Source organism: Planomonospora algeriensis, from assembly GCF_977012225.1.
In genome coordinates this window covers 1-11381 of the sequence record NZ_CDRNDK010000188.1, presented here as the reverse complement: position 1 = coordinate 11381, position 11381 = coordinate 1, and the positions used below count along the sequence as shown (strand labels likewise).

13 protein-coding genes are annotated in these 11381 nt (G+C 71.6%); 7 read left to right on the top strand and 6 right to left on the bottom strand.

Annotated features, from left to right (window positions below):
- A partial coding sequence (locus ACWJ6R_RS19660) for a P-type ATPase (RefSeq protein WP_449063623.1) occupies positions 1–999 on the top strand: 999 nt, incomplete at its 5' end.
- Positions 912–2207: an HAD-IC family P-type ATPase gene (locus tag ACWJ6R_RS19655; RefSeq protein WP_449063627.1), complete on the top strand. Its 1296-nt coding sequence runs from the start codon at positions 912–914 to the stop codon at positions 2205–2207. The genes ACWJ6R_RS19660 and ACWJ6R_RS19655, both read left to right, overlap by 88 nt.
- Before the next feature lie 53 nt (positions 2208–2260).
- Here ACWJ6R_RS19655 and ACWJ6R_RS19650 read toward each other — a convergent pair whose 3' ends face one another.
- Positions 2261–3019 (bottom strand): SAM-dependent methyltransferase, encoded by a 759-nt coding sequence (locus tag ACWJ6R_RS19650; RefSeq protein ID WP_449063622.1) that lies wholly within the window; start codon positions 3017–3019, stop codon positions 2261–2263.
- A gap of 387 nt (positions 3020–3406) precedes the next feature.
- Here ACWJ6R_RS19650 and ACWJ6R_RS19645 point away from each other — a divergent pair, with 387 nt between their 5' ends.
- The gene (locus ACWJ6R_RS19645; RefSeq protein ID WP_449063621.1) at positions 3407–3976 is read left to right on the top strand and encodes an FxsA family protein; all 570 of its coding nucleotides are present in this window, start codon (positions 3407–3409) and stop codon (positions 3974–3976) included.
- Between the two features lie 101 nt (positions 3977–4077).
- Here ACWJ6R_RS19645 and ACWJ6R_RS19640 read toward each other — a convergent pair whose 3' ends face one another.
- From ACWJ6R_RS19640 to ACWJ6R_RS19620, 5 genes are all read right to left on the bottom strand, one after another.
- The gene (locus ACWJ6R_RS19640) at positions 4078–4521 is read right to left on the bottom strand and encodes an SRPBCC family protein (protein WP_449063620.1); all 444 of its coding nucleotides are present in this window, start codon (positions 4519–4521) and stop codon (positions 4078–4080) included.
- Positions 4522–4733: 212 nt separating this feature from the next.
- Positions 4734–5330: a snapalysin family zinc-dependent metalloprotease gene (locus tag ACWJ6R_RS19635; protein WP_449063619.1), complete on the bottom strand. Its 597-nt coding sequence runs from the start codon at positions 5328–5330 to the stop codon at positions 4734–4736.
- A 561-nt stretch (positions 5331–5891) separates the two neighbouring features.
- The gene (locus tag ACWJ6R_RS19630) at positions 5892–6392 is read right to left on the bottom strand and encodes a flavin reductase family protein (RefSeq protein WP_449063618.1); all 501 of its coding nucleotides are present in this window, start codon (positions 6390–6392) and stop codon (positions 5892–5894) included.
- Positions 6393–6413: 21 nt separating this feature from the next.
- Positions 6414–7454, bottom strand: coding sequence for an LLM class flavin-dependent oxidoreductase (locus ACWJ6R_RS19625; RefSeq protein ID WP_449063617.1), 1041 nt, complete (start codon positions 7452–7454; stop codon positions 6414–6416).
- Positions 7455–7561: 107 nt separating this feature from the next.
- Positions 7562–8371, bottom strand: coding sequence for a metallophosphoesterase family protein (locus tag ACWJ6R_RS19620; RefSeq protein WP_449063626.1), 810 nt, complete (start codon positions 8369–8371; stop codon positions 7562–7564).
- A gap of 325 nt (positions 8372–8696) precedes the next feature.
- Between ACWJ6R_RS19620 and ACWJ6R_RS19615 the strand changes: the two genes are divergently transcribed.
- The 4 genes from ACWJ6R_RS19615 to ACWJ6R_RS19600 form a co-directional block, all read left to right on the top strand.
- Complete coding sequence (locus ACWJ6R_RS19615) at positions 8697–10214, top strand: acyl-CoA carboxylase subunit beta (protein WP_449063625.1); 1518 nt, start codon at positions 8697–8699, stop codon at positions 10212–10214.
- Positions 10214–10405 carry an acyl-CoA carboxylase subunit epsilon gene (locus tag ACWJ6R_RS19610; protein ID WP_449063616.1) on the top strand — a complete coding sequence of 64 codons (192 nt, stop codon included), beginning with the start codon at positions 10214–10216 and terminating at the stop codon, positions 10403–10405. Before ACWJ6R_RS19615 ends, ACWJ6R_RS19610 begins: the two co-directional genes overlap by 1 nt.
- Positions 10406–10424: 19 nt before the next feature.
- Positions 10425–11168, top strand: a complete 744-nt coding sequence (locus ACWJ6R_RS19605; protein ID WP_449063615.1) for a thioesterase II family protein — start codon at positions 10425–10427, stop codon at positions 11166–11168.
- A 38-nt stretch (positions 11169–11206) separates the two neighbouring features.
- On the top strand, positions 11207–11381 hold a 175-nt coding region (locus ACWJ6R_RS19600; RefSeq protein WP_449063624.1), incomplete at its 3' end, for a polyketide synthase docking domain-containing protein.

The following is an 11381-nucleotide window of genomic DNA, read 5'->3' as shown; positions in this document are numbered from 1 at the left end:
GCCGCGGGACCGCGCCCGCCGACCGGGGTGGAGCTGCGGCTGCGTGAACTGGGCCGCAGGATCCTGCCGCTCTCCATCGGCTCCGGGCTGGCCCTGCTCGCCGTCGACCTGCTGCGCGGCCGCCCGCTGGCGGCGGGGCTCGCGCCCGCGGTGAGTCTGGCCGTGGCGGCCGTGCCCGAAGGGCTCCCCTTCATCGCCACGGTCGCGGAGCTGGCCGCCGCGCGGCGGCTGTCGAAGCGCGCCGCGCTGGTGCGCAACCCCTCGACGATCGAGGCGCTGGGCCGGGTGAACGTGCTGTGCTTCGACAAGACGGGGACCCTCACCGAGGGGCGCATCCGCCTGCGCTGCGTCTCGGACGGGCGGACCCGATATCCCGCAGTCGAGTCCGTCGAGTCCGTCGAGGAGCCGCCGGCCGGGCCGCGGCCGATCGTCGCCGCGGCGCTGCGCGCGAGTCCCCGGGCGGGCGAGGGCCGGATCATCGCCCATCCCACGGACCGCGCCGTCGTCGACGGCGCCCACCGGCTGGGAGTGACCCCGCAGGAAGGGGCGGCCGCCTGGCGCCGGATCGACGAACTGCCCTTCGAGCCGGAACGCGGCTACCACGCGGTGCTCGGCGTGAGCGGCTCCGGGCACCTGCTGAGCGTCAAGGGCGCCCCGGAGATCGTGCTCGACCGGTGCACGACGGTCCTCCGGGGCGCACGGACCATCCCCCTGGACGAGGAGCTCCGGCTGGAACTGGATCGGGAGATCGACGCGCTCGCCCGGCTGGGCCACCGGGTGCTCGCGGTGCCCAGCGGCCCGCCTCCGGCCGGCGCGACCTCGACGGGTCCCGCGTCGGCGGGCTGTGCTTCCTCGGCTTCCTGGGCCTGGCCGACCCGGTACGGCCCGCCGCCGCCGAGAGCGTCGGCCACCTGGTACGGGCCGGTGTCCGGGTCGTCATGGTCACCGGAGACCATCCGAGCACCGCCGAGGCGATCGCCGCCGAGCTCGGCGTGCTGAACGGCCGGCGCGTCATGACCGGCCCCGAGATGGACGACGTCGACGACGAGATCCTGACGAAGGCGCTGCCCGAGGTGGCGGTGTTCGCCCGCGCCACCCCGGCGCACAAGACGCGGATCGTCTCCTGCCTGCGCCAGGCCGGCGAGACGGTGGCGGTCACCGGTGACGGGGCCAACGACGCCCCCGCGATCCGCGCGGCCGACGTCGGGATCGCCCTCGGCTCCCGCGCCACGCCCGCCGCCCGGACGGCGGCGGACGTCGTGGTGACCGACGACCGCATCGAGACGATCGTCGACGCGATCATCGAGGGCAGGGCCATGTGGAGCTCGGTCCGCGACTCGCTGAGCATCCTGCTCGGCGGCAACATCGGAGAGATCGCCTTCACGGTCGGGTCCAATCTGCTCACCGGCCGCAGCGCGCTGAACGCCCGGCAGCTGCTGCTGGTCAATCTGCTGACCGACATGCTGCCCGCCATGGTGGTGGCCGTACGGCCTCCCGCCGCGGCGAGTCCGGAGCGGCTGCTGGCCGAGGGGCCGGAGAACTCGCTCGGCGCCTCCCTGACCTGCGACATCCACCTGCGGGCCGTCACCACCGCGGCCGCCGCGTCGGCGGCCTGGCTGGCCGGCCGGCTGACCGGGACGCGCGGGCGGGCGGACACGATCGGGCTGGTCGCCCTGGTGGCGGCGCAGTTGCTGCAGACCCTCGCCAAAGGAGGGCGGGACCCGGTGGTCGTGCTCGCCGCGCTGGCCTCCCTCGCCGTCCTGTGCGGCGTCGTCTCGACCCCGGGGGTCAGCCGGTTCTTCGGTTCACGGCCCCTGGGACCCATCGGGTGGTCCATCGGTCTCGGCGGCGCCGCCGCCGCGACCGTCCTGGGGGGCGGCGGCCGAGTCGCTGCTGCGCCGGAGCGCGCCCGCCGTGCGCCGGGAGGACACCACCGGCATCACCGACACCGCCGGGCCGGAGGCGCCCGCCCCCGACCGGGAGGAATGAGAAAGCACGCGCAGGCCGCCCCACGCCGCGGACCCGGCCGCGAACGCGGCCCGCGGACCCGGTCTCGAGCGGCTCCGACCCTGGGGGTTCCCATGAGCGACTTCCTGTCATCCCTTCTCGCCAAGGCGGCCGTCGTCGTGATCGAGGTGCTGACCATGCGGCTGGTCGAGGCGTTCGTCGCCTTCGTGGCGCGCCGCTTCGCCGCGCGGGCGACCTGAGCGTTCCCGGCGGCCGGAGGTCCGGAGCCGTTCCCGGACCTCCGGCCGCCGGCCTACGGCCGTCGTGCGACCAGGAGCAGCCGGGGGCTGCCGAACCGGAACGGTGCGCCGTCGGCGTCGCCGTACAATCCGACGCCGGTGAAGCCCGCCTCGGTGACGAGCCGGACGACCTCCGCCGCGGTGTAGACGTGCTGCACGGAGGTCCCGCGGTGCTCCTGCGTCCCCCGGCGGAAGGTGAACGAGGTGAGCCAGCGGCTGCCGGCCGCGTCGTACTCGTTGACCGAGACGGCTTCGATCCCGCCGAGCGTCATCGGCGGCTCCTCCAGGACCAGGCCGGGCAGCAGCGACTCGGCCACGAACCCGTAGTCCAGGACCAGCGCGCCGCCGGGGACGACGAGAGCGGCGAGGCCCGCGAGGAACTCCCGCGTTCCGGCGTGCTCCAGGTAGCCGAAGGCGTTGCCCATGCAGATCGCCGCATCGGCGCGGACATCGGAGGGGAGGGCCCGCATGTCGCCCAGGCGCAGGTCGACGTCGAGTCCTTCCCGCTCGGCGGCGCCGCGGGCGTACCCGATGGCCTCGGCCGAGACGTCAAGGCCGGTGACCCGGAAACCGCGCCGGGCGAGTTCGAGGGCGTGCCGGCCGCTGCCGCACGCCACGTCCAGCACCCGGGCGCCGGGGCGCAGCCCGCTCAGGCGGGCGACGAAGTCGACCTCGGCCGCGGTTGCCTGCTGCGGTACGGCCGCGCGCCAGAAGGCGTTGGGCAGTTCGGTGAAGAAGTCCGCGTACCACGCGGACAAGGAGTCGTGCGACATTCCGTGTGCTCCAGATCAGGTGCGCGGCGACCGGCGCCGCGCGGGCGAGAGGATCTCTGGGAGACCGGGGCACGACGAACGGGCGCGTGTCGGCACGCACCGCATCGGCCGATGGAACGGCCTGACCGTCATCCGCCCCGGGGTGACCGGGCGGTGACCATGGCATCGCCTTCTCATGATCGGCCGGGTGGGCCCGGCAGGAGTGAGTACGGCCAGCGTACGATCCGCCCGGCGGCTTTTCAACGGGATAATCGGCGCCCTTCTCGCCTGCGGGCGGGCGGGCGGCGCGGCTCCCCGTTCCCGGGAACGGAGGCGCCGGGGAACGCCGGGGAACGCCGAGGAACGCGGAGGGCGCCGCAGACGTTGTCACTGTCGTACGGCGTCCGCATGAGTGAGGAAACGATGCGCCTTCTACTCTTCCTGGCCTTCCTGGTCGTCCCGGTCCTGGAGATCTGGGCGCTGATCCAGGTGGGGCAGGTCATCGGCGGCCCGCTGACGGCTGCCCTGCTGCTGGCCGACAGCCTCCTCGGCGCCTGGATCGTCCGCCGCGAGGGCCGCAGGGCCTGGCAGAGCCTGCAGACCGCGCTGCAGGGCGGGCGCATGCCCGACCGGGAGCTCGCCGACGGCGCCATGATCGTCGCGGGCGGGACGCTGCTGCTCACTCCGGGCTTCCTCACCGACATCGCCGGGTTCCTGTTCGTGCTGCCGTTCACCCGGCCGCTGATGCGCAGGCTCGGCACCTGGTTCTTCGCCCGCAGGGTCCGCACGCTGGCCGCGCGGACCGGCGGTCCCGGACTCGCCTTCGGCACGCCGTTCGGCCCGATGGGCGCCTCCTTCGACGAGGCGGCGCGCGGCCGGACCGGCGGGTCCGGTCCCGTCATCCACGGTGAGGTCATCCACGACGAGCCGACGGGACCGGCCCCCCGCGACTCGGGACGCGACCTCACCGGCCGCTGACCGGCGGACCCGCTCCGAGGGAGGAACGCTCCGGGGAGGAACGCCCGCCCGCCGGCCGGGAGATCCGGGCCGCCGGGTCGCCGGGCCACGAGCGGCGGTCCTCACGGTGAGCTGAGCTCGGCCAGGCGACGCAGGGAGAGCCGGAACAGCGCCTCGTTCAGCGGGCGCAGCAGCGGCCAGCCGAGCCGTCCGGCGGCGCCGAACGGCAGATCGAGCTCCTCCTCCCAGAGGATCGTGCTGCCGCCGTCCTCGCGGGGCAGCACCCGGAAGACACCGGTGCCGCGCACCAGCCGTCCGGTGTGGCGGACCCCGACCGCCGACGGCGGATCCCACAGGGTGATCTCCATGGTGTCCAGGAAGCCGAGCGGGCCCAAACCGGTGAAGGCCGCCAGCCTGCTTCCGGCGCTGCGCCCGTCGCCGGCCGCGACACGTGCGCGGGTCAGGACCATCCACTCGTCGTGCCGGGGCCAGTCGGTCAGGACGGCGAACACCCGCTCGGGGCCGGCGGCCGCGTCGCAGGAGACGCTGATACGGGTCTTGGTCACGAGCACCTCCTGCCCGGGAACCGGCCCGTTCTCACCGGGCGTCCCCAGTCCCCCTCCGCCCGGGGGAAGCCCGGGGACACCCGGTGTCCCGTCCGCGTCCTGGTGCCCTGTCCGCGTCCCGGTGTCCCGTCCGCGTCCCGGTGGCCCCCGCCCCGCCGGGGCCGTCGCCGTGCGCCGGAGGACCCGGACGGGACGCCGGGAGGGGCGCGCGGTTACGGCGTCGCGCCGGCGGGGGCGTCGACGTAGACCTCGCCGAACTCCACCGCCGGGGGAGCGAAGCCCGCGAAGTTCCGGTCGACCGCCGTCCTCTCGGCGGTGCTCGGGTAGGGGTTGGTGCATCCGGTGCCCGCGCTCGATCCCGACATCAGGTCGGTGCACCGGCCGGTGCGCCGGTCGGGCAGGCCCAGGATGTGGCCGATCTCGTGGGTGGCGATGCGCAGCGGGTCGTATCCCTGACCCGTGGCCTGCCGGCCCATCCAGACGGTGCCCCGCCCCAGGCCGACGGGCTGGGCGCGCGGCCAGCCGTTGTCCGCCCGGACGACGAGGTCGGCGGGGCTTCCCGCGACGAGGCGGACGTTGCTCACGGTGCCGTTCCAGAGCTGGGCCGCCTGGTCGACGACGGAGCGGAACTCGGCGGCCCGGCTCGCGTCGTAACGGATGACCCGGACCGCGGCCTGCGCGGTGCGGGCCGTCTCGGCGACGGGGGCGGCGGAGACGGGAGCGGCCTGGGCGGGGGCAGCGATCGCGACGAAGGCGAGTCCGAGGGCGAACGCGAGGGCGGAGCGGGGGATCCTTGACATCCTTGACATCTCTGTCGGGCCTCCTCGGCCGGTGGGGGGTGGTCAGGCGAGGTGCCGTCACGATATTGGCCGAGGAGTTCGCCGGGAATCTGGCAAAGGATCCCTATCACGGTGCTATGGGGTTCCGGATGAGGACGATCCCGGATCCTGACATTGATCAGCATGGAAGCGTCAAAAGGTAGTTATGTGCCCTATGGGGATATAACTGTAGGATTTCGAGCCCGCGGCCACGGCCGATCCGACACCTGGTTGGGAGCACTCAATGCCGGACGGGCAGTACGGCGTCCTCGGAGGCGTCTCGGGCGGTGGCCACGGATCTGCCGCGCAGGCGGTGCTGCCGCGCAGGGAGGCGGCCCTGCGCTGCCCGCACGAGAGCGCTCATCGGCGCTGCGTCCTGCCGCCCGGCCACGCGCTGGGACACGTCTACCCCCGCGGGGCCGGCCGCCCTCTGACGGGACGGCGCTCCGGAGACGGCAACGCGCGGCGCCGGCCGCCGGCGGGGACCGGGGCGCAAGGCGAAGGCCCAGGTCCGGACCGGGACCTGGGCCTGCGCGGAGCAGGGAACACGGATCACGGAACCGCCTGGAGGGCCCCGCGGGGCGTCGCCAGGACGTCGGCGCCCACCCGGTGCAGCCCTCCCCGATGGAAGACCAGCGGGTCCCCGTCGCCGTCGTTCGTGGCCAGCGAGATGACTCTGGCCAGGATCAGCTCGTGGTCCCCCACCGGCTGGCTCGTCTCCAGGACGCAGTCGATCCAGGCCAGCGCGCCGTCGATCGCCGGATGGCCGTTCTCCTTCACGGACCAGCCGACGCCGGAGAAGCGGTCGGCGCCCTTGGTCGCGAACGATCGGCACACCGCGGCCTGGCCGGCGCCCAGCAGGCTGATGGTGAAGGCGCCCGCGTTCCTGATCCGCGGCCACGTGGTCGAGGTGCGGGCGGCGCAGAAGGCCACGATCGGCGGGTCGAGGGAGACCGAGGTGAAGGAGTTGACCGTGAAACCGTACGGCTCGCCGTCCGACATCGCGGCGATCACGACCACCCCCGTCGGATAGTGGCCGAGCACACGTCGCATCCTCAGACTATCGATCATCACTCACCGCGCCTCCCACCGCTGCTTGAGCCGGTCGAGGTGGTGAAGGCTCTCCAGGACGGCGTCCGTGTCGGGGACGAAGTCGATGAGGCAGCCGATCTCGTCGACGCCGACCTCCTCGAGGGACCGGAGCAGGGCCATGCCGTCGTCGACCGTGCCGAAGAGCCCTCCGGTGTCGAAGTAGCGGTCGAAGGAGACCTCGAGGAGGAACTCGATGTCCTCGGGATCCATCGCGTCCGGGTCCAGGCCGGGCATCAGGTCCTCGGCCGCCTTCATGACCAGCCCGAGCGAACTGCGCAGGTAGTCGGTGAACGGCTGGTGGACCACCTCGCGCACGCGGGCCCGGTCCTCGCCGAGGAAGGTGTGCAGCATCAGCACGACGTGGCCGGTGCCGCCGTGGTTCCCGGCGAAGTGCTCGCGGTAGTCGGCGACCTTGCGCACCAGGTCGTCCAGGCTCTGGCCGAGCAGGTGGGTGAGGACGCCGACGCCGAGCTCGCCCGCCTGGCGGAACGTCTCGGGGTTGCCCGAGCTGGTGAGCCAGACCGGCAGCTCCGGCTGGACCGGGGCCGGATGGGTCCGGACCTTGACCGGCTCACCGGCTCCGTCGCTCAGCTCCACCGACTCCTGCCGCCACAGGCGCCGCACGGTGTCGATCGTGTCGATCGTCACCTGCCTGCGGTCGCCGTAGTTCTCCGGCCGGAGCGCGAAGTCGCCCAGATGCCAGCCGGGGGCGAAGGAGACGCCGGCGCGGCCGCCGGACAGGTTGTCCACGACCGCCCACTCCTCGGCGATGCGCGCCGGGTGGTGCAGCGGGGCCACCACGCTTCCCGCGCGGATCGCGACGTGTTCGGTCACGGCCGCGATGGCCGCGCCGGTGACGGCGGGGTTGGGGTAACGGCCGCCGAATTCATGGAAGTGCCGCTCCGGCGTCCACACCGCGGAGAAACCGTGGGTGTCGGCGAATCGGGCCCCTTCCAGTAACAGCCGGTACTGGTCGGTTCCTGCTCTTGCCTCGTCAGCGAAATAGAAAAGGCCAAAGTCCAACGGTTTCTCCTAACGTGCTGCAGGACTCGCATGGAGCACGGGCTCATATACGGCCGAGCGACATCATTGTCGGCGGAACCGGAGAAGCCGGGTAACCCTAGGGGCCACTAAGCAGACAGGATCGCGCGCGGTGCGGGCCGGACGGCTCGCGGTTTCCACTCGCGCGGGTATCCGACGGAGACCTCTTCGAATCGCACGCCGTCGTAGACGGTGCTGCGCGGAATGTGCAGGTGACCGTAGACCACGGCCGCGGCGCCGTACCTGATGTGCCAGTCGGCGGTGAGCTCGGTGCCGCACCACTGCGCGAACTCGGGATGGCGCAGAACCCGGGTGGGCTCGCGGACCAGCGGATAGTGGTTCACCAGGACGGTGGCGAGGCCGCGGTCGCGCGCGGCGAGCCGTGCCGCCGTCTCGCCGACCCTGGCCCTGCACCACGCCTCGCGGCTCGGGTAGGGGTCCGGATGCAGGAGGAACTCGTCCGTGCAGACCACGCCGGCGTCGTAGGCCCGCTTCAGCGCCGCCCTCCGGGTCGACGCGCCGGGCGGGCGGAAGGTGTAGTCGTACAAGAGGAACAGCGGCGCCACCGTCACCGGCCCGCCGCTCCCCTCCCAGACCGGATAGGGGTCTTCGGGGGTCACCACGCCCAGATCGCGGCAGAGCCCGACCAGATGGCGGTAACGTGCCTCGCCGCGCAGCTGCACCGGATCGTCGGCCGGGGTCCAGAGCTCGTGGTTGCCCGGAACCCACACCACGGTGGAGAACCGCTCGCTCAGCAGGCGCAGCGCCCAGGCCACGTCGGCCACGAACTCGCCGACGTCCCCGGCCACGAGCAGCCAGTCGTCACTCGATCCGGGACGCAGGTCCTCGACGAACCGGCGGTTGTCCGGATGCCGAACGTGGAGATCGCTGATGGCCATCAGGCTCGGCGGACGGGTCACGCCCCCGATCATAGGCAGCCCGCGCCGGCCGGCATCGCGCATCGGACCCTTGTTCTCCCCGGCCCGCCGCAGGGGATTTCGTAGGGGGATCCCCGCCGGATCTTTAGGGGCGAACCCCGGTAGCTGCGCCGCGCGCCATGAGCTGGAATGAGGCGTGAATGAGGCGGGGCATCCGTTCACGCAACGAATGACGCATTGTCGAATATCCCTGCTTATTTGCCGAGAGGATATACGCAACGTGACTCTGACCACAGAACGCGGCCTGGACCCTCTTTCGCTGCGGGAGAGGGTCGCCGAACTCGGCATGATCAAGGATCAGGCGCGCAGCGGTGACGTCCAGTCCGCCACGGAACAGCAGCGGGCCAAAGGCAAGCTCACCGTCGACGAGCGGCTGGCACTGCTCTTCGACCCCGGCAGCTTCACCGAGATCGAGCAGCTGCGCAGGCACCGAGCCAGCGGCTTCGGCATGGAGAACCGGCGGCCGTACACCGACGGCGTCGTGACCGGCTGGGGCACCGTGCACGGACGCACGGTCTTCGCCTACGCCCACGACTTCCGGATCTTCGGCGGCTCGCTGGGCGAGGCGCACGCCCAGAAGATCCACAAGCTGATGGATCTCGCGGCGGCGACGGGCGCGCCGCTCGTCAGCCTCAGCGACGGAGCCGGTGCCAGGATCCAGGAGGGCGTGACCGCCCTGGCCGGCTACGGCGGGATCTTCCAGCGCAACGTGCGGGCCTCCGGGGTCATCCCCCAGATCAGCGTGATGCTCGGCCCGTGCGCCGGCGGCGCCACCTACTCTCCGGCGCTGACCGACTTCACGTTCATGGTCGACGGCATCTCGCAGATGTACATCACCGGCCCGAGCGTGGTCGAGGCCGTGACCGGCGAGCAGATCAGCCATGACGGGCTCGGCGGCGCCCGGGTGCACGGAACGCTCTCGGGCGCCGCCGGATTCGTCTACGACAACGAGGCGGACTGCCTCGAGGAGGTCCGCTACCTCCTGTCGCTCCTGCCGGCCAACAACCGCGAGGCGCCGCCCGACCTGCCGACGACCGACCCGGCCGACCGGCGTTGCGAAGCGCTCCTCGACATCGTGCCCGTCGAGCTCAACCAGTCGTACGACATCCGTGAAGTCATCAGGGAGATCGTCGACCTCGGCGACTTCTTCGAGGTGCACACCCTGTGGGCGACCAACGTCATCTGCGCACTGGCCAGGATCGACGGCCACGTGGCGGGGATCGTGGCCAACCAGCCCTCCTCGATGGCCGGGGCGCTGGACATCGACGCCTCGGAGAAGGCGGCGCGATTCGTTCAGTTCTGCGATGCGTTCAGCATCCCGCTGATCACCCTGGTCGACGTGCCGGGCTTCCTCCCCGGCAAGGACCAGGAGCACGCCGGCATCATCAGGCACGGGGCGAAGCTGCTGTACGCGTACTGCAACGCCACCGTCCCGCGCATCCAGGTCATCCTGCGCAAGGCGTACGGCGGGGCCTACATCGTGATGGATTCCCGTTCCATCGGCGCGGATCTGTCATTCGCCTGGCCGACGAACGAGATCGCCGTCATGGGCGCCGAGGGCGCGGCGAACGTCGTGTTCCGCAAGGAGATCAGCGCGGCCGACGACCCGGAGGCGATGCGCGCGAAGATGATCAAGGAGTACCGGCAGGAACTCATGCACGCCTACTACGCCGCGGAACGCGGCCTGGTGGACGACGTGATCGATCCGGCCGAGACCAGAGCGGTCCTGGCCCGGTCGCTCGCCATGCTCCGCGCGAAAAGCGCGAAGGTCCCGTACCGCAAGCACGGAAACCTGCCGATGTGATGGCCGGCGACGACGAGGTCGTGTTCCGGTTCGTCCACGGCGAGCCCGACCAGGAAGAGGTGGCCGCAGTGATGGCGGCCCTGTCGTGCACCTTCGCGATTCAGGCCCAGAACGGCGAGGTCCCCGCTCATCTCCCTTCCTGGAGTGAGCCGGAAGCCTTCGAGGCGCCGAATTCATGGTCCTCCCGGTGAACCAGGAGAAGGAGCACAAGTGATCAACGAAACCGCGACGTGGCTGCGGTCGTTCCAAACCGCACCGCCGTCAGCCACCCGCCTGGTCTGCTTCCCGCACGCGGGTGGCTCGGCTTCGTATTTCCACCCCGTCGCCAAACAGCTCTCTTCACGACTGGACGTCCTGGCCGTCCAGTATCCGGGCAGGCAGGAACGCCGCCACGAACCGTGCATCGACGACATCGCGACGCTCGCGGACCGGCTCGCCGAAGAGATCGTGCCGCTGGCCGACCGGCCGATGGCCTTCTTCGGCCACAGCATGGGCGCCGTGGTCGCGTTCGAAGTGTCCAGAAGGCTGATGACGCACGGCGTCTCACCACTGGTGCTGTTCGCGTCGGGCCGGCGCGCGCCCTCCTGCACCCGCGACGAGACGGTGCACAAAGAGGGCGACCAGGCGCTCCTGGCCGAGGTACGGCGACTCGGGGGAACCGACCTGCGCATGCTGGACGACCCGGAGGTCGTGAGCATGATCCTGCCCTCGCTGCGTGGCGACTATACGGCCGTCATGACCTACCGATGCCCACCCGGGATCAAGATCGACGCGCCCGTCGTCGCGTTGGTCGGTGACAACGATCCGCATGTCTCACTGGACGAGGCGATCCGCTGGAAGGAACACACCAGCGGTGCCTTCGACATGCAGGTCTTCCGAGGTGGCCACTTCTACCTGAACTCCCACGCTCCAGCGGTGATGCGAACGATCACCGAGAACGTCCCGAGCGTGTAGATCCCATTTTTCGGTAGCGCGAAGAGTACGAGGCGAGAATGACTGCGAACGACACCAAGCTCATCGAGGCCCTGCGTTCCTCATTGAAGGAGACGGAACGGCTGCGCGCGCAGAACCGTTCCCTCACCGACTCGGCGCGCGAACCGATCGCGATCGTGGGGATGGCGTGCCGTTTCCCGGGTGGGGTGTCCTCGCCGGAGGAGTTGTGGGAGC

Bases quoted from the DNA above. Each gene is read 5' to 3' on its own strand.
- ACWJ6R_RS19610 (WP_449063616.1), top strand. From the start codon at position 10,214: ATGGCCGGCGACGACGAGGTCGTGTTCCGGTTCGTCCACGGCGAGCCC.
- ACWJ6R_RS19615 (WP_449063625.1), top strand. From the start codon at position 8,697: ATGATCAAGGATCAGGCGCGCAGCGGTGACGTCCAGTCCGCCACGGAA.
- ACWJ6R_RS19635 (WP_449063619.1), bottom strand. From the start codon at position 5,330: ATGTCAAGGATGTCAAGGATCCCCCGCTCCGCCCTCGCGTTCGCCCTC.
- ACWJ6R_RS19630 (WP_449063618.1), bottom strand. From the start codon at position 6,392: ATGCGACGTGTGCTCGGCCACTATCCGACGGGGGTGGTCGTGATCGCC.
- ACWJ6R_RS19650 (WP_449063622.1), bottom strand. From the start codon at position 3,019: ATGTCGCACGACTCCTTGTCCGCGTGGTACGCGGACTTCTTCACCGAA.
- ACWJ6R_RS19620 (WP_449063626.1), bottom strand. From the start codon at position 8,371: ATGGCCATCAGCGATCTCCACGTTCGGCATCCGGACAACCGCCGGTTC.
- ACWJ6R_RS19645 (WP_449063621.1), top strand. From the start codon at position 3,407: ATGAGTGAGGAAACGATGCGCCTTCTACTCTTCCTGGCCTTCCTGGTC.